Source organism: Pseudomonas lactis, from assembly GCF_001439845.1.
Classification (GTDB): Bacteria; Pseudomonadota; Gammaproteobacteria; order Pseudomonadales; family Pseudomonadaceae; genus Aquipseudomonas; species Aquipseudomonas lactis.
Genome location: NZ_JYLO01000013.1, coordinates 24,373 through 44,002, shown reverse-complemented (window position 1 = coordinate 44,002; position 19,630 = coordinate 24,373). Strand labels below are relative to the sequence as shown.

The following is a 19,630-nucleotide window of genomic DNA, read 5'->3' as shown; positions in this document are numbered from 1 at the left end:
ATAACCTGCCCACCCCAGCGCTTATAAGAATCGTCTTATTCGCTCCCGCCGCCTCGTCGCCTACTCTTTGCTCGCAGTTCAACAACAGCAAACTTTTCAACTAACACTTACGGACATCATCATGAAGAATTTTTCCCTGGCTGTGATCGCCTCGGCCATTATCGCCGCTTCCGGCAGTGCATTTGCCGTGGATCCTGCTCCTACGCCAACCCTGGGCGGCAGCGGCAAAATCACCTTCACCGGCGTGATCAACAACGACGCGTGCTCGGTGGACGGCGCCAACTCCGACCGCACCATTTCGGTGGACATGGGCAACGTTTCGATCAAGGACATGGGCACCGCGGAAAACCCAACCGCAGGTCGTGTGACCGCCAAAGACTTCAACCTGAACGTCAACTGCAACCAGGGCACCAAGGTCGCCATGATCTTTGACGCCAACAACGGCGGTTCGGGCCTGGTCACCGGCAAAAAAGTACTGGCCCTGAACCCGGGTTCGGCCACTGCACAAAACGTCGGTATTGCCCTGCTCGACAGCAAGGGCGGTCTGATTGACCTCAGCTCGCCAAGCACCGCACGTATTGAAAGCACCATGCACGGTGCTGGCACTGAAGGCGGCGACGCCACCCTGAGCTTCGCGGCCGCCTACGTCACTACCGCAGCGGCGGGTTCGTCGACCGCCGGTCGCGGTGACGCCACCCTGCCGTTCATCCTGCAATACGAATAATTCGGCGCCCCGGGCACCGAACGCGCGAGGCCTTGCGGCCTCGCCATTGTCTTCTGATTACACCGGATAACCGTCATGCCGCCTCGTTCTATCGCCGCATGTCTGGGGCTGCTGGGCTTGCTCATGGCTACCCAGGCCGCCGCCAGCATTTCATTGAATGCCACCCGTATCGTGTTTGACGGTGACCACAAGGAAGCCAACATTACCGTGCGTAATGGTAACCAGGATGTATTGATTCAATCCTGGGTCGACATGAACGACGCAAGCGCCAGCCGCGCGCCGTTTGCCGTCACCCCGCCACTGGCACGGGTATTCGCCAAGGAACAACAACTGCTGCGCATTCTGTATGAAGGCACCGGCATGCCCACGGACCGCGAGTCGGTGGTGTGGCTCAATGTGCAGGAAATCCCCAAGGCCAGCGAGGCCGAGAACACCTTGCAGTTGGCCATCCGCCAACGCATCAAGATTTTCTACCGCCCTGCCGGTCTTACCGGCAGCGCGCTGCAAGCCCCTGCGCAGCTTGAATGGACGCTGGCCAAACACGGCAGCCAAACCCTGTTGCAGGTGAAAAACCCGACGTTGTACCACGTGTCCATGGCCGACATCAAAGTGCAGGCGGTCTTGGCCAGCGACTCCACCATGATTGCGCCCGGCGAGCAAAAACAGTTTGCGCTCAGTGCTCCAGTTGCCAGTGGGCCGGTGCAGTTGTCGTTTTCCAGCATCAATGACTACGGCGCGCAGAATCACTACAGCGCGCCGCTGACCAGCGGCACTGCGCTACCGGCGCATGCGACTGAATCGCGCCTCAACCCCTAAGCACTTTCGCTAACCCACAGGCTCACTTCGCGTGCGTGTTTGCGTGCCCGGCTGTCCGTCAATCAGGGATGTCATAGGTCTTCGCATGTCTTTTCTTTCCAGCAACAGGCCCGCACGTGGCGTACTGAAGTTGAAGACGCTGTCGCTGGCGATTACTGCCAGCTTGCCCAGCCTGGCCATGGCCGATGACGCTGCGCAAACCTTCAACACCACCTTCCTGCAAGGCTCGCAGTCGCCGGTGGACCTGCAGCAATTGCTCTCGGCCAACAGCGTGCTGCCGGGCAATTACCGCGTCGATTTGTACAGCAACGAAGTGCTGGTGGGCCGGCGTGATATCGACTTCAAGCGCAACCCTAAAAACGGCCGCGTCGAAGCCTGCCTGACCCTCGACCTGCTCAAGCAACTGGGTATCGACCTGCACCGATTGCAGGCCGAGGGCAAACTTGACCCGCAGCAGCCGCAGGACTGCTACGCCCTTGCCGACATGATCGAAGACGCCAGCGTGCGCTACGACAGCAGCCGTCTGCGCCTGCTCGCGAGTATTCCGCAGGTAGCGATGCAGCGCGGCCTGCGCGGGTATGTCGACCCACAGTTGTGGGACGACGGTGTGTCCGCCGCCTTCATCAACTACCAGCTCAACAGCAGCCGCACCGCCGGCGACTACAAGACCCGCATCGCCAATAACCTGGGCCTGCGCAACGGCATCAACCTGGGGGCCTGGCGCCTGCGCAACGAGTCGAACCTGAGCGGCGGCACCGATCGCTCGAACACCTTTACCAGCAACCGCACTTACTTGCAGCATGACGTCACCGCGATCAAGGGCCAGTTCAGCGCCGGTGAGATTTTCTCCGACACCGACCTGTTCGACAGCGTGCGCTATCGCGGGGTCAAGCTCGCCTCGGATGATGGCATGCGCGCCGACAGCGAGCGCGGCTATGCACCCGTAATCCGTGGAGTGGCGCAGACCAACGCGACGGTGGAAATCCGCCAGAACGACTACATCCTCTATACCGCCAACGTCGCGCCGGGGCCATTCGAGATCAACGATATCTACCCCAGCGGCTCCAACGGTGACCTGCAAATCACCGTGATCGAAGCCGACGGTACGCGGCGGGTGACGATGCAGGCGTTCTCCAGCCTGCCGATCATGGTGCGCGAAGGCCAGGTGAAATACAGCGTCTCGGCGGGCACGTTCAAAAGCAATGCCGATGGCCTGGCCTCCCCGCGCTTTCTCAGCGGTACGCTGGCCTATGGCTTGACCAGCAACCTCAGTGGGATTGTCGGTGTGCAAGCCAGTGAGGACTACAGCGCGCTGTCGATCGGCGCCGGCAGGAACACTGCCTTCGGTGCGTTCTCCCTGGATACCACCCACTCGTCCAGCAAGGCTCAGGGGCGTACGTCCCAGGGCAGCAGCGTGCGCGCCTTGTACGCCAAGACCTTTGCCGGCACCGATACCAACTTCACCCTGGCCGCCTACCGTTACTCTACCGAGGGCTATCGCACCCTCACCGACCATGTGGAAGACAGCAGCGAAGACCTGCGCGTACGCACCGGTCACTCGAAAACCCGCACCGACCTGACCATCAACCAGAGCCTCGGGCGCAACAGCGAATTTGGCAGCCTGTATGTGAACGCCAGCGACCAACGCTACTGGAATCGCGGCGGTTCCCAGAGCTTTTCCGCGGGCTACACCGGCAATTGGGGCGATCTGAGCTACAACCTTGGCGTGACGCGCACCAAGCAGATCGTTACCTGGGGCGAGCCGAGCAGCGACACGCAGGTGAACCTGTCGGTGTCTTTCCCGCTGGGCAGTCAGGCCCGCGCGCCACGGGCGTTTGTCACCACCAGCCACCAACGCGGTGACACCACCACCCAAGCGGGCATCAATGGCTACGTGGCCGACACCAGCGACACTTTCTATTCGGTGCAGGCCGGCCACAGTGACACCAGCGGCGACTCAGGCTCGGTGAACATCAACAGTCGCACCGCCGTGGCAGACGTCAGCCTCGGTTACAGCCAGGGCCAGGGCTACAACTCACAAAACTTCAACCTCGCAGGCTCCGTGGTGGCTCATGCGGGTGGCGTCAACCTGGGGCAGACGGTCAGCGAGACCTTCGCCCTGGCCGAAATACCAGGCGTCTCTGGGGCCAAGATCAGCAGCTACAGCGGGGTGGAAACCGGTTACAACGGCTATGCGGTGGTGCCCACTGCGCAACCCTACCGGGTCAACTGGATCAGCCTGGACACTCGCGATCTGGGTGGCGACGTGGAAATCACCAACGCCACCCAGCAACTGGTGCCGCGCCGCGGCGCCATCGTGGTGGCGCATTACAGTGGCACTACCGGACGGCGGGTGTTGTTTGAGTTGTTTGATGCACAGCATCAACCGCTGTCGTTTGGTGCCTCACTGGAAGACGCCAATGGCAAGCAGTTGGCGATTGCAGATCCCAATGGTAATGCCCTGGCGCTGGTGGAAGAGGATCAGGGCACGCTGATCATCAAGTGGGGTGAGCAGCATTGTCGTGCCGCCTATACATTGCCACCGCAGAACAAGGCGCTGAACTACGAGCGCCAGGCACTGGTGTGTACGCCTTGATTGTGCGGGTGATTGCGCTACTGTGCTGGCCACGCGCCTACCCTCTGCGAGATTTGCCCATGCGTAACCTATTCCTTGCCAGTGCCTGCCTGTTGACCACCGCCCTGGCAGGCTGCCAGCAAACACCCCCGGCCAACGACCAACTCGATGCAGTGCTCTGGACCCAGACGTCCATCGAACACGAGCTGATCTACCGCCAGCTCTTCGCCAACGCTACCCGCCAACTCGATATAGCGCTGGCCGACCCCAACTGGGACGCACTGCCTTTGCCTGCGCGCAAGCTGACCGGTCTGCCGCCGGCGGTGATCGTGGATATCGACGAGACCCTGTTGGACAACGTGCCGCTCAACGCTCGCGACATCATCAACAATCAGGTCTATTCCTACGATCGCTGGAATACCTGGGTCGAGCAGGCCAAGGCTCAGGCGCTGCCGGGTTCCGTGGCGTTCCTGCAAGCGGCCAGGCAAAAAGGGATCAAGGTGTATTACCTCACCAACCGTGAACACAGCCAGGTCGCGGCCACCGCTGAAAACCTGCGTTTGCGCGGCTTTCCGATAGAGAGCGACGCACAGATCCTGGCGGCCAGCACGCCTACCGGCCACTGCGAAAGCGCAGGCTATGGCAAGAATTGCCGTCGCCAGTGGGTCGCCAGCCAAGCCCGCGTGTTGTTGATGGCCGGTGACTCGCTGGGAGATTTCGTGCAAGCCGAACACAACACCCTGGATGCACAACGCAAGGCCGTCGAACCCTATGTGAATTGGCTAGGCCAGCGTTGGTTCCTGCTGCCCAACCCGAGCTACGGCAACTGGTATAGCGCGCCGTATGGGGATGATGAGAGCTTGCCGTTTGCGCAGAAACGCAGGCTCAAGCAGCGGGCATTGCTGTTGCAGCAATAGGGTGAAGCTCTGCCATGATGATCGTTCCCACGCGGAGCGTACTTACACCGCCCTGGCCGCAATTGCCTCCACCTCCACCAACGCCCCCGGCAACGGCAACGCCACTACTTGCAATGCGGTGCGCGCCGGTTTGTTCGGCTGTTCGGGTGTGCCAAAGAACTGGGTATAGCCGCGCTGCAACCCGGCAAAATCCAGCTTGCCACCGGTCTCTTCGGCGCCGACCAGAAACACCCGTAACTGCACGATGTCGCCCAAGTCCAGGTCGTGTTGGCGCAGGATCTGGCGCAGTTTGTTGAACACTGAAACGCTCTGCACCTCGGTGTCGCCATACACCCCAGGCACCCTCGGGTCGGCGGGGTCCGGCAGCGTGCCGCTGACAAATACCAGGCTGGCTGAGGCCGGCACGGTGACGGTTTGCGAGATGGGGAATTCGCCGACGCTGGTGCGTTGGATGCTGTCGCTCATGGTGTGGCTCCTCAGGATGCGGCCAACGCCGCGAGTTGGTGTTGTTGGGTGATGCGCTCGGCCAGTTGCGCGACCACATGGCGCGCCGAGTTGGCTGCCGATTCCTGCCAGATGCCCACGCCGCTTTGCACCAGGCCGTCGCCGGCGAAATACACGCGGCCATGGAGCTGTTCAAGCAAGGCGTGGGCCTGGGCTGGGAAATGTTCGCGTTGCAACCACGGGCCTTCGCTGTAGGGGATCTGCTCCCAGGACACCGCCAGTGGACTGCGCAAATGCCTGGCATAACCTGGATGCAACAGCTCCACGGCGTGTCGGGAGGCGGCGTACTGCTGATCGAGCGGTTGGGCGCCAAACACGTCGGCGCCCTCGCCCGTCACGTAACCGGCCACCAGCACGCCTTCGCGGGTGTTGAGGTCGTTGCTGGGGTACCACAGCAGGCGCGCCGGGTGTTCGATCCACGACAGGCCGCCATAGGTGCGGTAGTCGGTCTCCCAAAAGCGCGGCGATTGCCAGGCCACCTTGGTCGCCTGGTCGCTGCGAGTGCTGAGCAGGGCCGCCTTGACCGGTGCGCTGAAGTCCGTATCGAGCTTGGCCAGCAGGGGCAGCGGCAAGGTGGAGATTAAAAAGTCGGCACGCACCACCTGTTCACGGCCACTGTGCTGGTCGTGGTAGGTCACCGCCACGCCGTCCTCCAACTGGCGGATCTGCCGCACCTGGGCGCCCAGTTGCACCTGCTCCTGCACGCGTCGGTAGAAGGCCTCGGTGATGCGGTCCATGCCGCCCACCGGCTGGAACATGGTGGCCGAGAATTCCGGGAATTCGGTGTGTAACAGAGCGCCCCAGAGTTCCGGGTGCAGCAAGCGGTCCAACCCCAGCGGTATATGGCGGGCGGGCAAGGCGCCAGGGTGGGCGGCAGATTCAAGGTGCCCGGAGCGTAGGGTGCCTTCAAAAGCCAGCTCTTGGGACAGGTCACCGTACACCTGCAAAAAACCGAGCAGACGTGTGCGCTCTTCGCCACTTAATACATCATCGAGAGCGTCGCGTTGCACCGCCTTGGCCAGCAACCCCGACAGATGCCCGCGGGTATCGTTGAGCGCCTGGCCGACGCTAAACGCTGCCTGGCTCAGGTCCGGTCGCACCTGGGCGCCATGGCTGCTGTTGACCAGCACTTCCAACGGCACGCCCAGTTCACTGCAATAGTCGAGGATCGTGCGGTGCTGGCTGGGAATGCGCGCCGGCCCGGCGTTGAAATACTGGCCAGGGTCAAACCCCACCGTCTGCGAGCGACCGTCCTTATAGTCCACGCGGTCGCCGTTACGCAGAGTCCAGGTGCGGCCACCCACGCGCTCGCGGGCCTCCAGCACCTGCACGCTGAAGCCCGCGCGCGTCAACTCCAGCGCAGTGACCAACCCAGCAATCCCGGCGCCCAGCACCAGTACACGGGTGCCCTGCCCCAGGCCGTCCTTGAGTTTCAGTGGTTGCGGTCGACGGTGTGACGATGGGCCCAGGCCCAACACTGCCAGTGCATCCTTGACCGCTTTCTCACCGCCCACCGCTGCGATACTCGACAGCGCTTCACGTCGTGTCAGTCCCATGTCTGTGCCTCCTTAATCCGCCAGCCCAGGCGGGTTGATCAGCGACTGGTCGACCCGTTCCACATCCAGGCCCCAACGTTGCAGCACCTGCGCATATTGCCCCCCGGCAATCGCACCTTGCAGGGCAGTGTGAATCGGTTTGACCAGGCCGTTGTCCTTGCGCGTGGTCACCGCGATATCCGCCTGCAACGGCCAGCCACCGTTGACGGTGCCGACGCGCTTGATGCCGCCGGTGATCGCCGCCGAATAGGCGTACACCGAGTTCGGCCCGAACAGTGCGTCACTGCGCCCCGACTGCACCGCCAGTTGTGCGGCGGCCTGGTCGTCGAAGTACTGCAACAACGCAGGTTTGAGGCCGGCTTTCTCATTGGCCTCGTTCCAGGCCAGCAGGACTTTTTCCTGGTTGGTGCCGGAGCCGACAATGATCTTCAGCCCGGCAATGTCCGCCGCCTGCTTGATCTCGTTGATCTTGCTGGTGCTCTTGACGTAAAACCCGAGCACATCCTGGCGGTAAGTGGCGAAGTCGAAGCGCTTTTTGCGCGCCTCGGTCACGGTGACGTTGCTGATCACCGCGTCGTATTTGCCCGAGCTGACGCCCAGGGGCCAGTCTTCCCAACTGGTTTGCACCACGTTGAGTTGCAGGCCAAGGCTGTCGGCCACCAATTGGGCGGTGTCGGCCTCGCTGCCGATGGTGGTCTTGTCGTCACTGGCCAGCAGTGCCAGCGGTGGCCCGGCTACGCCGGAGACGGCCACGGTGAACTTGCCCGGCTGGGCGAACTTGAAGCCTGGCGGGATCTGCGCGATGGCCGCGTCATTGCGTGGCGCATGGATGCGCGGGCGGTCGGGGCTGAGGTCCACCGGTTGCACGGCGAATGCGCTGTGGGCCGTGGCCCCGGCAATTGCCAACAGGGCGACACGGGCAGTAGTGATAAACATGGGCAGTCACTCCTTGAACTAAAGCACTTTGCCGAGAAAGGCCTGGGTGCGGGGATGTCGGGGTTGGCGAAAAATCTGTTCAGGCGGGCCTTCTTCGATCAGTTGACCGTCGCAGAGGAACACCACGTGGTCGGCCACTTCGCGGGCAAAGCCGATCTCATGGGTGACGATCACCAGGGTCACGCCCAGTTGAGTCAAGCCCTTGATCACGTCCAGCACCTCGCCCACCAGTTCCGGGTCGAGGGCTGAGGTGGGCTCGTCGAACAGCAGCACTTTGGGGTCGAGCGCCAAGGCCCGGGCGATGGCGACGCGTTGCTGTTGGCCGCCGGAGAGCTGGCGCGGGTAGGCGTCGGCCTTATCCGCCAGGCCGACCTTGGCGAGTAATTCATCGGCCTTGTCACGGGCCTGCACCCGGCTCCAGCGCTTGTGCGCCAGGGGCGCTTCGGCGATGTTTTCCCAGGCGGTGAGGTGGGGAAACAGGTTGAAGTTCTGGAACACGAAGCCCACGTCGATGCGGCGCTTGAGGATCTCGCGTTCGGTGAGTTCAAACAGCAGGTCGCCTTTGCGCCGATAACCGACGTATTCACCGTCGATGGTGATATGCCCGCTGTCGATCTTCTCCAAGTGGTTGATGGTGCGCAGCAAGGTGGACTTGCCCGAGCCGGACGGCCCGAGGATCACCGTGACCTTGCCAGGGTCAATGCTCAGGTCGATGTGATCGAGTACCTGCTGGTTGCCAAAGCGCTTGCCCACGCCCTGGATTTGAATGCGCCCGGCGCGTGCTTCAGGCATGGGCCTTCTCCTTGAACCAGCGGCGCACGCGCTGCAGCGGCGTGGGTGGCAGCACCCGCGCGGTGCCCCGGGCGAAGTGGCGCTCGACGTAGTACTGGGCGCTGGTGAGCGCGGTGGTGATGATCAGGTACCAGACCGTGGCGACGATGAGCAACGGGATCACCGCCTGGGTGCGGTTGTAGATGACCTGCACGGTGTAGAACAGCTCGGGCAAGGCCAGCACGTAGACAATCGAGGTGCCCTTGACCAGGCCGATGATTTCGTTGAACCCCGACGGCAAGATCGAGCGCAGCGCCTGGGGCAAAATGATCCGGAAGATGCGTCGAGAGGCCGGCAACCCCAAGGCCGCCGCCGCTTCATGCTGGCCGGCATCTACACCGATCAGCCCACCGCGAATGATCTCCGCCGCGTAGGCCGCCTGCATCAGGCTCAAGCCCAGGACGGCCACGGTAAATTGGCTGAGCACATCCACGGTCGACCACTCGGCGAACACCAGGTCGGTGAACGGCACGCCTAGCACGATGTGGTCGTACAGGTAGGCAAAGTTGTAGAGGATGATCAGCACCAGCAGGGCCGGCATCGAGCGGAAGAACCAGATATAGCCCCAGGCCAACGCCGCCAGCAACGGCGAACCCGACAGCCGCGCCAGGGCCAGCGCGGTGCCCAGCAGGATGCTGAACACTGTGCTCAGCAGCGTCAGCAGCAACGTCTGGCCCAAGCCGCGCAGCACCGAGGGCGAGAAGAACCACTGGCCGAACACCCCCCATTCCCAACGCGGGTTGCTGGCCAGGGAGTGCACGATGGCGAGCAACACCAGCGCGGCGAAAATCGACCCGGCCCAGCGCCAGGGGTGTCGGGCCGGCACCACGCGCAACGCCTTGATGGGCGTGGCCGCACGGCGCTGGCGCAGCGGTTGGGCGCTGACTTCATCCAGCAGGTCGTAGGGTTTGGCAACAATGGGCATGTTCTTTTCCTCGCAGGCCTCAGAAGGCGTAAGTCAGCCGGGTGTAGTAATACCCGCCGGTAAAACCGTAGGGCGAATAGGTGCCGTAGCTGGCAACCATGGTGCTGCTCGGCACCCCTTGTTTCTTGGGATAGAGGTCGAACAGGTTCTTGGCGCCGATGGCGATGTTCAGGTCTTTGGTGAGGCTGTAGCCAAGGTCGAGGTCGGTGATCCAGCGGGCGTTGTAGACCCGGTCCAGATCACGATTGGCCGATGAGTTCACTTCCTTGTACGAGCCGTAGCGGGTCAGGGCCAGGTTGAGATTGAAGCGCTCGATGCGCCAGTCACCGCCCAGGATCAGCTTGGTGTTGGGTTGCACGCCGGTGATCAGGTTGCGCGCCTGGCGGTCCATCAGGTCGTAGGAGGTACCGAGGATGTCGGTAGATTCCTTGTAGTTGAGGATTTTGGTCTGGTTCCAGTTGAACGCGGCGGTCCACTTCAGCGCGCCGAACGCGCCCAGGTCCTGGTTATAGCTGCTGACCAGGTCCAGGCCTTTGGTGCGAGTGTCGGCTCCGTTGATAAAGTACTGGCCGCCAGAGGTGGAGTTGATACCGTTGTTCTGCAATACCTGGGTGACCTCAGGGCCCAGTAAGGTGCCGGTTAGGGTGATGCGGTCACGCAGGTTGATCACGTAGGCATCGGCGGTGAAGCTCAGGCGGTCGGTGGGTGTGAGCGTGAAACCGAGGCTGAAGTTGGTAGAACGCTCGGGCTTGAGCTCCTGCGCGCCTAGTGCCTGGGCCGCCGCCGAACCCACGGGGAGCACGCCATAGTTGATCGACTGATACACCCCATCGACGACGCCATAGGTGGTGGAGCGCGCACTGAACAGGCTGTTGGCCAGGGACGGCGCACGAAAGCCATTGCTCACCGTGGCGCGCACCGCGAACTGCGGGGTGAAGTCGTAGCGGGTGGTCAGCTTGCCGCTGCGGGTAGCGCCCACGCCCTCGTTGTAATGCTCATAACGCACCGCCGTGCCGACGTACCAGTTAGGCAAGGGGTTGAAACCCACGTCCACATAACCGGCCAGGCTGTTGCGCGAGGCGCTGCTTTCTTCGTCCGGTGAAATACCATTGGTGACCTGCGCCCCGGACGATGCGCAGTTACCCGGCGCCACGCAGTAACCGCCATTGGCATAGGACGCGTAATCGCCGGCTTGCACCTCGTAGGTGTCGCGCCGATGCTCGAAGCCGTAGGACAGGTCCAAGGGCTTTTGCAGACCGATGTCGAAGCCACGCTTGAAGTCCAAGTTGGTGGTCAGCTCGGTGGAAATCCAGGTGCCGGAGGTGAAGCTGTTCGGCGTGGCTTGGCCCAGGGAAGGGTTCTGGTTGTGGGTGGTGCCCTGCTCCGCTTCGTTGCGCCCGTAGGTGGTAGACAAGTCCCAGTCCCACTCGCCCACAGTGCCCTTGCCACCGAACGCCGCCTGGAAGTCGTCCTCGTCGATGTACCAGGTCGGAGTGTACCCGGCCGGGTAACCATTGGGCCCGGTGGTGATGGTGTTGGTGATGGTCGGCAAGCGGAAGTTCTGCCCCTGCTCGGCCTTGCGTCGCGAGTAGGTGGTAAAGGAGTAGAGGCTGAGGCTGTCGTCGATCGGCAACTCGGCGTTATAGCCCAGGGTCAGCAGGTTGGTCTTGGGCGTGCCGTAGCCGCCATAGGTGGACTTGCCCGCCAGGCCATAGGCTTGCTCATAGGTGTAGCCGTTGGCGCTGGCCTTGTTGTCATCGTTCTGGCTGCGCGCATCCAGGGCCAGTTGCACGATGCCGCCATTGCCGATTTCGAAGCCCTTGTTGAGGCTTTGCTGCACGGTCTGTTTCTTGCCGTCGTAGCCAAGGCCGGCGTTGGTCACCGAGGTACCGCGGGTGTCGGCCTTGAGGATCACGTTGATCACCCCTGCGATGGCGTCAGACCCGTATTGGGCAGCCGCCCCATCGCGCAGCACTTCGACATGGTCGATGGCGCTGATGGGGATCAGGTCCAGATCAGCCGGCGCCGCGCCGGTGTTGATGCCGTTGATATTCAGGGTAGCGCTGGTGTGGCGGCGCTTGCCGTTGACCAGCACCAACACTTCGGCGGCGCTCAAGCCCCGCAGGTTCGGTGCCCGGGCAATGCCGCTGGCGTCCCAACCGGTTTTTTCCGGCAGGGTCAGCGACGGAATCACCGCGCTCAACGCCTCCATCAACCCGGGCTTGCCGGTGTTTTGCAATTGCTGGGCGCTGACCACGTCAATCGGCACCGGGCTGCTAGTAACCGTGCGCTGCTCGGCGCCACGGTTGCCGGTCACAACGACCGTAGACAAAGTGCTGTCATCCTGGGCCTGCGAAGCTGCGGCGAACAGCGACAGGGTCAGGGCAGCAGTAGGTTGCAGAATGTGCTTCATATCCATTCCCAGCTTTTTCCAAATCGCAAAGTCGGGCAGACACGCGCCTGGCGCGGTGTGGCCGGTAATCAAAGGGGCGATGCGGCTTGGGCTAGGTGTGGGACAAGCGAGGGGGTTGAAGTGGCAACATACGTTGAGCTCCCGTCCAACGACTCTGCGGCGGCGGGAGGATTACCCGGTCAGGCGCGCAGAATCTGAATCACGCTGGGTACCATCCGAGGTCAGGGGTAGGCTGTTGGGATCAAACATAACGGAATGGATTTTAAAAATATAATGCTATTTGGGCATAAGCTAATATTCTCTACTTTCATTATTTGTAAAAATAATTATTCATAAAAATGATTTTTAATCTAAGCGTGCAGAACGCTCAAAATGTGGGAGGGGCGTGCTCCCGATGATAGTGAGCCAGCCAAAATGCATTTACCGACACGCCCCCATCGCAACGGTAACTACGATGCGAAGCGAGCCGCTCTTGATCTTGATCTGCTTGTGATCTTGATCTCAGGCGCCCCGTTAAACCACGCTGGCCGAACGCAGGCTTGAATTCGTGGGTAACCCGGCAGGACGCCGGGTTTGCCGCCCCGCGCCATGGATGGCGCGTGGCGGCGGCACACGGATTCAAGACTGTGTTCGGGCACACCGAGCCTAGGCGAGGTGCCGAGTGGTGGGGCAAGAGCGTTTTGCTTACTTTGCCGCTTTTGCAAAGTGAGCCGCCGTCAGGGCGGAACCCTAAGTAGCCGTTACCGCAGGAATGGATATGTACCCGGTATAACTGCGTCGCCTGTTAGGCCGCCTTCGCGAGCAAGCCCACAGTTTGATTGCGGAGTGTCAGGTAGATAGGCGTCGGCTGGCAGGCCGTCATCGCAGGCAAGCCAGCTCCCACATTTTTGATTCCGGGGTGTCAGGTTGATAGGTGCCGGCTGGCAGGCCGTCATCGCAGGCAAGCCAGCTCCCACAGTTTGATTGCGGAGTGTCAGGTAGATAGGCGTCGGCTGGCAGGCCGTCATCGCAGGCAAGCCAGCTCCCACAGTTTGATTGCGGAGTGTCAGGTAGATAGGCGTCGGCTGGCAGGCCGTCATCGCAGGCAAGCCAGCTCCCACATTTTTGATCGCGGGGTGTCAGGCCACCATCGAGAGCGAGCCCCCCTCCCACATCGGTACTCGGTGCAGCCAGGCTCATTGAGCCGGTCGCAACAGCTGCATCTGCTGGCGATAATCATCCGTCACCTGCCGCGCCTGACTGCTGCTGGTAATCACCCTCGGCGTAATCAGCACAATCAGCTCCGTGCGGTCCTTGGACCTGCCGGTATTGCCAAACAACCAGCGCAACCCCGGAATCTTCCCCAGGTAAGGCACGGCGCTGACACTCTCAGCGTTGTCCTGCTTGATCAACCCGCCCAGCAACACCGTCTGGCCACTCTGCACCGCTACCTGGGTGGACACCGAGCGTGTGGAGATGCGCGGGTTCACCGGCGTCTCACTGTTACCTGTCGGGTTCTGGGCATCACTGACCTGTTGCTGGATATCCATGTACACCAGCCCACCCGGATTGATGCGCGGTACCACATCCAGAATCACCCCCGTCTGCACATATTCGACACTGCTCAAGGTGGTGTCGGCGTCTCCGGTATTAACGGTGGTCTGGCTGATGGGAATGTTGTCCCCCACCTGGATCTGCGCCGGCTGGTTGTTCATCACCACCAGCGATGGCGCCGACAGCACCTGGGTGCGGCCTTTGGTTTCCAGGGCGTGCAAGGCCACTTGCAGGTTAGAGCTGACGAAGGAGTAGAACAACGAGTCCGCCGCCCCCAGTCCTGCCCCGCCACCGCCCAAGGCGCCTTGGCTGCCGGAGGCGTTGGCCACCGTGGTGCTGGTGGAATTGCCGGCCAGGCGGCCCAGGTACCACTGAACGCCCAGGTCCAGTTCGCCGGTGAGCTTGACCTCCAGGATGCGGGTCTCGATCTGCACTTGCAGCGGTGGGTTGTCGAGGCGTTTGATCGCCGCTTCGATCTCTTTCCACTGCGCCGGGCGGGTGCGTACCAGCAGTTGGTTGCTGCTCTTTTGCGCGGTGATGCGCGTGCCCGCTTCGAGGTCGCTGGTGGGCGGCGCCTGGGTGCTTTCGGCAGGCTCGGATTCAGGTTCTTCGGCTGCTGGCACCGGGGCGTTGGCCTGCAAACCGGCGCTGGTGGACGAGGACAAGGTGGTGGTACGCAACCCCGGCGCTACCTTCGCCGGGGCGTCATCCTTGATCGCGCCATTGCCGTAGATTTGCCGCAGGTACTTTGCGAGGTCGGCGGCCTTCATATTGCGCACGTCGTACACATACATCTGCGGCTCGTTGCCGCCGCCCTCGTCGATGGTGCGGATCCAGTCGCCCACTTCGCTGAGGTACTGGGGCTGGGAAGAAATCGCCACCACCGAGTTGGTGCGCTCCACCGGCAAGAACCGCAGCATGCCGGCCAGGGGTGTGCCACTGTCCGTGCCGAACATGGCTTGCAGCTCGGGCATCAGCTCGGCTACCGAGGCGCGTTGCAGGCCAAACACCGCCACCGACATACCCTTGAGCCAGTCCACATCGAAGGTGTCGATCGTGTCCTGGTAGTTGGCCAGTTCTTCAGGCGTGCCGGCCAGGCTCAGCACATTGCGCGCCGGGTCCACCAACAAAAAAGCGTTTTCACGGGCGAAGGGCTTGAGCAGTTTCTGCATCTCGGTGGCCGAGATATAGCGCAGTGAAAACAGACGTGCCGAGAGGCCGCTGGCCGGTTGCGCCACGCGCATCTGCGGCACCAGCTTGCCCGCCACTGCTTGGTTGGCCGGCAGGATCACATAGCGGTTGCCCTGTTTGATCATGGCGTTGTCGGTCCAGGACAGCAGGGTTTCGAGAATCGACAGCGCTTGCTGTTTGTCCACGGGTTTGGAGGTGGAGAAGCTGACAGTGCCCTTCACGCCCTCGGCGATGCTGTAGTTCTCGTGCAGCAAGTCGCCCATCACGCTGTTGATCACGGCCTCGATGGGCTGGCCGGCGAAGTTGAACACGATGTCGCCGCCCTGCTCCGGCACGTTTACAGGCGCCTTGGGCTGGCGCACAAACGCTTGATTGCCGCGAATCAACTGGCGCTGTGGCGGGGCCTGGGTGGCAGGTGGAGGGCTTTGAGCCACAGGCGTCTGAAGCGGCGGGCGTTGTGCGCCGGTGCCCTGCAGGGCCTCGTGCAGCAGGTCGTCGTCCGGGTCGGGGGTGTCGGGCAAAGAGCCACAGCCGCCCAGGGAGACGGCGGTAGCCAGGCAAAACAGCGAAGTGCGCATATCGATCAAGGGAGAGACTCGCGGGGATGTGAGATCAGGGGTAGCCGCTTACCGTAGAGGCTCAGGGTTTGGGTGCGCCCGCCCAGGGCAAAACGGGCGTATTGCGGGGTCAGGTGTTCCAGGCGCCAACCGTTGGGCAACGCTTGGCCCAAGCGCACCGTGAGCGTTGGGCCACCGGCTTGCTTGAGCATGGCCATTTGCAGGTTGCCGGTGATCATGATGCCGCTGAGGGTCAGGTTGGCCAGGCTCGCCACCTGGGTTTTACCCACCTCCCGGTCCGGGCGGCGATCCGGGCTGAACAGTGGCGCTTGCCAGGTGCTGGCAAGGTCTTGCAACGCCGGCGTGGGAGCGGCCTGCACCTGGAACGAGGGCGGCGCATGCACCGGTGCATCGGGTAACCACCGGGGGGCATCGCCGATGCTGCTGAGGATCATCGCCATCAACAGCCCCAAAAGCGCGGCCACGCCGAGCCAGCCCCATTCCAGAGGACGCAATGGGCCGATCATGGTGCCACCCGCGCCGGTTGCAGGTAGCCGCGCACCAGCAGTTGCACCGCCAGCTTGCCTGCCCCGCCATTGGCCGGCGCCTGTTTGTCGCGACGAATATGCAGCTCATCGACGAACAGAAAAGGCGGCTGATATTCCAGCCCATGCAGGATCGCGGTCAGCGGTTCGATGGCGCAATTGAGCGTGAGGCTGACCTTGACCTGACGATAGGGCTCGCTGTCGTCCTGTTCAGGCGTGATCGGCTTGCGCTGGGTCAGGTTGCAGCCGCCGCCGAGGTTGGCGTGGCTGTTGATCAGGTCGGCCAGACGCTGCATCAGGTCGGCGGCGACCACGTCCGGGTCGTCGCCCGGCAACAGGCTGGCGCTGCTGGCCGGGTCTTGCTGTGCCTGCGCCAGCTGTTCGCGCAAGGCATCGCCCTGGCGTATGACGCTGGCATAGCGCTGCTGCTGTTCACGCAACTGTTCGGCCTGCTCACCCATGGCCCGCAGCGGCCCGGCGAACCAGCTGTCGATCAACAGCCAATAGGCCGCGCCGAGCACCAACGCCAGGGTCAACAAGGCGGCGCCGCGGCGTTCACGGGGTGTGAGGGGTCGGCGCATCGGCGGCCTCCTGGCGTAAGTGGGCACGCAAGGCAAACTGGTCTTTGCCGGTGCGTGCGTCGGGTTGGATCACCCCTTCGAATTGTGCGTTGTCCAAGCGCTGGCAGCCTTTGATGCGGCTGATCAGGCCACTGGCCTTGGCGCTCTGGCCGGAAAAACTCACTTCGCCGTCCTTGACGTCCAATTGGTCGAGCCAGGTATCGGCGGGCAGGCAACTGGTCAAGTCATTTAGCAGCGCAGCCAGGGGTGGTTGCGCCCGTTTGCGCTGGGACAGGTACTGTGCCGCACCACGGGTATTGAGCAGTTGCTGGCGCAGGGCGTGCACCTGGGCGACCTCAGCTTTTTGCTGTTGGACAGTGGCGCGCATGGTGTCGAGTACCCGCTGGCGGTCGTTGAGCCACAACAGCATCGCCGCGATCAGCAACGCGCCGCACAACCACGGCAGGCTGCGCTGCAATTGCTTGCCGGCAGGACGCGAACGCGGGCGCAACGGCGCCGGCAGCAGATCAATGCCTAAGCCCGCCACATCCACGCGGTGCGGGTACAGGCCGAGGGCGGCGCAGTCGGTGAGAATCTGGTCCAGGCGCTCGCGCAGGATCGCCACCACCCTCACCTCCAGGTGGCTGGGTGTGCGCCGCTCCTGACGGGCGACGAAGTAGAGCTGCTCGGCGTCAAACGGGGTGTAGCGGTCCAGTTCATAGCCAACCACTTCCATGAGGTTGCGTGCAGCGGCCAGAGGCAGTTGCACGCTTTGCTGCAACACGGCGTCGGGGGCAAGCATCAGCACCTGGCGCGCATTGCCTGGCACCACCGGCGCCGTCAGCGGCCAGTGGTGAACCTGCTCAGGCGGCTCCTGGAACGCCAGCCACTTCGGCACACAGCCGCGTAACTCCGTGAGCCACAAGCGCCAGCCTTGTTGCAGCAGGCTGGCGCGCCAATAGCGGGCAATCGGTTCGAGTTGAATCATTCTTGCCACCGCACCACCCGGTAGGGCTGTGCGCTGTCCTCCGCAGGGCTCAATAAAAGGGTGAGTCGCAGGCGTGCCTGATAGCCGCCGGGGCGCTCGGCGCGGCTGTCGATTTCCACGACCTGGCCGGGGTCGACGCCCTCGGCGTCCTGGCGTGGCAGGTTCAACGCCTTGCGCATCAGGGGGCTGGCGAATGCAGGAGCGGGCCGGTCGAGGTCGCTCCACAAAGTGATTTGCGGCAGCAATTGGCTGTAGAGCGCCTGGGTCATACCGGGGAGTTGACGCACCTCCTCCAGCACCCGAAACGGCGCCAGGCCCTGACGGCGGCGAGTCTCAAGGGCTTTGGCCAACTGCTGGGCCTGGGCCGCTGTAGCGCCGCAGGCCAGGGCCAGGTGCGTGACGTCTTGGAGAGCGGCGTTGACCAGGTACAGCTTGCCGCGCTCACTGCGCACACTGACCTGCAAGCGGGCGTCGTCGAAGGTCAGCGCAATAGAACGCCCGTCCGCCACCCACTGCCCTTGCGCCATGACCTGAACGATACCGGCCTGGGCGGCCAACAGTGTCTGGGTGTGCTGGCGCAGCCATAGCGCCTGGCGACTTTGCAGTTGCACCCACCCGGCCAGGCCCCCCAGCAATACGCTGAGCAGGGCCAGCACCCACAGCACCAGCAGCAGGGCCGCACCGCGTTGGCGCTTCATTCTTCGCTGCTCGCGCTGGACAGGTTCAGGCGCAGCGCAACCACCTGGGTGACCCACGGCACCGGCCCGTTGACGGCGGCGTCGATGCGCACCGCTGTGGGCAGGCGTCGGGGCCAGGGCCACGGGCTCAACCAGTCGGTGGGCTGGCCCAGTGGCGATATACCGCGATAACTGAACTGCAGGGCCTGGACGTTATGCAAAAGCACCTGCGGCTCATCGCGTTGCGTGTTGGCCTGCGATGCCCTCTGTGAAAAAGCCACCTGTAGGTCCTGCCCGACCCGTTGCAGGGTAAAGCGCTGGATACCCCCGCCCAATACAGCGGGCAAGGTCGCCACAAACTGCAGCCGCTCCGGCGTGCCGATCAAGAAACCCTCGGCCTGGCTGTCGTCGTCAGTGAGTTTTAACGGCAGCGCCTCGCTGATCGAGGTGCGCAAAAACTGTTGGGCGGCGCGCATTTCATCCAGGCTGGCGGTGTAGGCCTGAGCCTTGGCCACCGCCCGATTGGCCCCCAGCAACGCTGCGCTCACCAGCAGTAACAACACCGACAGCAAGCTGAGCACCACGAGCACTTCCAGCAATGTGAAGCCCTGCTCACGGCGCTTCACAGGCGCGCCTTCAAGGTGCTGAAGTGCGCCTGATGGGCGCCTTCACGCACGTTCAGATCAAGACGAAACAGGTGCGGCTGTTGGCGGGTGCTGGTCAGTTGCCAATGGATGCCATCGAGTTGGCCTTGGCGGGTTCCTTCAATCAGCGGGCCGGCGGCTTCCTGGTCCAGCAGCGTGAGCGCGGCATGGGTGAGGCGGTCGCTGTGGGCCACTTGGGACAACGAACGCGCGCTCTGGCCGAAGGCAACCAGCAGCACGCTGCTGCACACCGCCATCAACGTCAGGGCGGCGAGCATTTCCAGCAAGGTGAAACCGGCCTGGTGCTTCATGGCAGCGCCTTGGACTGCACACTGCCGGTGAGCCAGCCGATGTCGATGCGCCAACGCCGGCTGCCGTTGGCCAGCAGCAGGTTACCGCCGGTGGAACTGCCGTCGGGATAGAACACCACGGCGGCCCCGGCCTGCTCGGCACTGTGCAAGGTCACCTGCACCTGCGCCGGCCACTGCTGTGACGCACGCCCTGGCGCCTGGAACGTGCGGCCCTGGAGGTCGAATTGAGTGTGCGCCGTCTGGCCGCTGACGATCGCGCTCGCCCGCGTGGCGCGCAGGGCCTCGACCATCTGCGCGACCACCCGCCGCTCCTTGGCCACCTGCAACCCTTGCCGTACACCTAGCCCCAACAACCCCGCCGCAATGCCGATCAATAGAATGACCACCAGCATCTCCAGCAGGGTAAAGCCTCGCTGGGCCACGGGCG

Annotated in this window: 18 protein-coding genes; 4 read left to right on the top strand and 14 right to left on the bottom strand. The window is 63.0% G+C overall.

Going from position 1 to position 19,630, the window contains the following annotated elements; translation table 11 throughout:
- Positions 1–121 precede the first annotated feature (121 nt).
- The 4 genes from TX24_RS22510 to TX24_RS22495 all read left to right on the top strand — a co-directional run bounded on the left by TX24_RS22510 (position 122) and on the right by TX24_RS22495 (position 5,032).
- Positions 122–724, top strand: coding sequence for a fimbrial protein (locus TX24_RS22510; RefSeq protein ID WP_057711155.1), 603 nt, complete (start codon positions 122–124; stop codon positions 722–724).
- Positions 725–799: 75 nt separating this feature from the next.
- Positions 800–1,540 carry a fimbrial biogenesis chaperone gene (locus TX24_RS22505; protein WP_003192448.1) on the top strand — a complete coding sequence of 247 codons (741 nt, stop codon included), beginning with the start codon at positions 800–802 and terminating at the stop codon, positions 1,538–1,540.
- Between the two features lie 85 nt (positions 1,541–1,625).
- Positions 1,626–4,136: a fimbria/pilus outer membrane usher protein gene (locus TX24_RS22500; RefSeq protein ID WP_003192449.1), complete on the top strand. Its 2,511-nt coding sequence runs from the start codon at positions 1,626–1,628 to the stop codon at positions 4,134–4,136.
- 59 nt (positions 4,137–4,195) lie between these two features.
- The gene (locus TX24_RS22495) at positions 4,196–5,032 is read left to right on the top strand and encodes a 5'-nucleotidase, lipoprotein e(P4) family (RefSeq protein WP_003192452.1); all 837 of its coding nucleotides are present in this window, start codon (positions 4,196–4,198) and stop codon (positions 5,030–5,032) included.
- A gap of 42 nt (positions 5,033–5,074) precedes the next feature.
- Here the strand turns inward: TX24_RS22495 and TX24_RS22490 are convergent, their stop codons facing one another.
- The 14 genes from TX24_RS22490 to TX24_RS22425 all read right to left on the bottom strand — a co-directional run bounded on the left by TX24_RS22490 (position 5,075) and on the right by TX24_RS22425 (position 19,625).
- Positions 5,075–5,497, bottom strand: coding sequence for a RidA family protein (locus tag TX24_RS22490; RefSeq protein WP_034134238.1), 423 nt, complete (start codon positions 5,495–5,497; stop codon positions 5,075–5,077).
- 11 nt (positions 5,498–5,508) lie between these two features.
- Positions 5,509–7,092: a flavin monoamine oxidase family protein gene (locus tag TX24_RS22485; RefSeq protein ID WP_057711154.1), complete on the bottom strand. Its 1,584-nt coding sequence runs from the start codon at positions 7,090–7,092 to the stop codon at positions 5,509–5,511.
- 12 nt (positions 7,093–7,104) lie between these two features.
- Complete coding sequence (locus tag TX24_RS22480) at positions 7,105–8,028, bottom strand: ABC transporter substrate-binding protein (protein WP_003192458.1); 924 nt, start codon at positions 8,026–8,028, stop codon at positions 7,105–7,107.
- An 18-nt stretch (positions 8,029–8,046) separates the two neighbouring features.
- The gene (locus TX24_RS22475; RefSeq protein ID WP_003192459.1) at positions 8,047–8,820 is read right to left on the bottom strand and encodes an amino acid ABC transporter ATP-binding protein; all 774 of its coding nucleotides are present in this window, start codon (positions 8,818–8,820) and stop codon (positions 8,047–8,049) included.
- On the bottom strand, positions 8,813–9,784 hold the full coding sequence (locus TX24_RS22470; protein ID WP_003192460.1) for an amino acid ABC transporter permease: 972 nt from the start codon (positions 9,782–9,784) through the stop codon (positions 8,813–8,815). The genes TX24_RS22475 and TX24_RS22470 overlap by 8 nt, the downstream gene beginning before the upstream one ends.
- A gap of 19 nt (positions 9,785–9,803) precedes the next feature.
- Positions 9,804–12,197, bottom strand: coding sequence for a TonB-dependent receptor plug domain-containing protein (locus tag TX24_RS22465; RefSeq protein ID WP_034134465.1), 2,394 nt, complete (start codon positions 12,195–12,197; stop codon positions 9,804–9,806).
- A 1,175-nt stretch (positions 12,198–13,372) separates the two neighbouring features.
- Entirely contained in the window at positions 13,373–15,499 is a 2,127-nt protein-coding gene (gene gspD / locus TX24_RS22460) for a type II secretion system secretin GspD (protein WP_057711153.1), read from the bottom strand.
- Between the two features lie 5 nt (positions 15,500–15,504).
- A complete protein-coding gene (locus tag TX24_RS22455; RefSeq protein WP_034134234.1) occupies positions 15,505–16,005 on the bottom strand; it encodes a general secretion pathway protein GspN in 501 nt (166 codons plus the stop codon).
- Positions 16,002–16,604, bottom strand: coding sequence for a type II secretion system protein GspM (gspM, locus tag TX24_RS22450; RefSeq protein ID WP_032896326.1), 603 nt, complete (start codon positions 16,602–16,604; stop codon positions 16,002–16,004). Before gspM ends, TX24_RS22455 begins: the two co-directional genes overlap by 4 nt.
- Positions 16,579–17,571: a PilN domain-containing protein gene (locus TX24_RS22445; RefSeq protein ID WP_034134233.1), complete on the bottom strand. Its 993-nt coding sequence runs from the start codon at positions 17,569–17,571 to the stop codon at positions 16,579–16,581. The genes gspM and TX24_RS22445 overlap by 26 nt, the downstream gene beginning before the upstream one ends.
- Positions 17,568–18,269 carry a hypothetical protein gene (locus tag TX24_RS22440; RefSeq protein ID WP_057711152.1) on the bottom strand — a complete coding sequence of 234 codons (702 nt, stop codon included), beginning with the start codon at positions 18,267–18,269 and terminating at the stop codon, positions 17,568–17,570. Before TX24_RS22440 ends, TX24_RS22445 begins: the two co-directional genes overlap by 4 nt.
- Positions 18,266–18,874 carry a prepilin-type N-terminal cleavage/methylation domain-containing protein gene (locus tag TX24_RS22435; RefSeq protein ID WP_057711151.1) on the bottom strand — a complete coding sequence of 203 codons (609 nt, stop codon included), beginning with the start codon at positions 18,872–18,874 and terminating at the stop codon, positions 18,266–18,268. The genes TX24_RS22440 and TX24_RS22435 overlap by 4 nt, the downstream gene beginning before the upstream one ends.
- Positions 18,871–19,203 (bottom strand): type II secretion system protein, encoded by a 333-nt coding sequence (locus TX24_RS22430; RefSeq protein WP_034134230.1) that lies wholly within the window; start codon positions 19,201–19,203, stop codon positions 18,871–18,873. Before TX24_RS22430 ends, TX24_RS22435 begins: the two co-directional genes overlap by 4 nt.
- A complete protein-coding gene (locus TX24_RS22425; protein ID WP_034134229.1) occupies positions 19,200–19,625 on the bottom strand; it encodes a type II secretion system protein in 426 nt (141 codons plus the stop codon). The genes TX24_RS22430 and TX24_RS22425 overlap by 4 nt, the downstream gene beginning before the upstream one ends.
- Positions 19,626–19,630 lie beyond the last annotated feature (5 nt).

Coding starts and splice junctions, on each gene's coding strand:
- TX24_RS22510 (WP_057711155.1), top strand. CDS start 122: ATGAAGAATTTTTCCCTGGCTGTGATCGCCTCGGCCATTATCGCCGCT.
- TX24_RS22505 (WP_003192448.1), top strand. CDS start 800: ATGCCGCCTCGTTCTATCGCCGCATGTCTGGGGCTGCTGGGCTTGCTC.
- TX24_RS22500 (WP_003192449.1), top strand. CDS start 1,626: ATGTCTTTTCTTTCCAGCAACAGGCCCGCACGTGGCGTACTGAAGTTG.
- TX24_RS22495 (WP_003192452.1), top strand. CDS start 4,196: ATGCGTAACCTATTCCTTGCCAGTGCCTGCCTGTTGACCACCGCCCTG.
- TX24_RS22490 (WP_034134238.1), bottom strand. CDS start 5,497: ATGAGCGACAGCATCCAACGCACCAGCGTCGGCGAATTCCCCATCTCG.
- TX24_RS22485 (WP_057711154.1), bottom strand. CDS start 7,092: ATGGGACTGACACGACGTGAAGCGCTGTCGAGTATCGCAGCGGTGGGC.
- TX24_RS22480 (WP_003192458.1), bottom strand. CDS start 8,028: ATGTTTATCACTACTGCCCGTGTCGCCCTGTTGGCAATTGCCGGGGCC.
- TX24_RS22475 (WP_003192459.1), bottom strand. CDS start 8,820: ATGCCTGAAGCACGCGCCGGGCGCATTCAAATCCAGGGCGTGGGCAAG.
- TX24_RS22470 (WP_003192460.1), bottom strand. CDS start 9,784: ATGCCCATTGTTGCCAAACCCTACGACCTGCTGGATGAAGTCAGCGCC.
- TX24_RS22465 (WP_034134465.1), bottom strand. CDS start 12,197: ATGAAGCACATTCTGCAACCTACTGCTGCCCTGACCCTGTCGCTGTTC.
- gspD (WP_057711153.1), bottom strand. CDS start 15,499: ATGCGCACTTCGCTGTTTTGCCTGGCTACCGCCGTCTCCCTGGGCGGC.
- TX24_RS22455 (WP_034134234.1), bottom strand. CDS start 16,005: ATGATCGGCCCATTGCGTCCTCTGGAATGGGGCTGGCTCGGCGTGGCC.
- gspM (WP_032896326.1), bottom strand. CDS start 16,604: ATGCGCCGACCCCTCACACCCCGTGAACGCCGCGGCGCCGCCTTGTTG.
- TX24_RS22445 (WP_034134233.1), bottom strand. CDS start 17,571: ATGATTCAACTCGAACCGATTGCCCGCTATTGGCGCGCCAGCCTGCTG.
- TX24_RS22440 (WP_057711152.1), bottom strand. CDS start 18,269: ATGAAGCGCCAACGCGGTGCGGCCCTGCTGCTGGTGCTGTGGGTGCTG.
- TX24_RS22430 (WP_034134230.1), bottom strand. CDS start 19,203: ATGAAGCACCAGGCCGGTTTCACCTTGCTGGAAATGCTCGCCGCCCTG.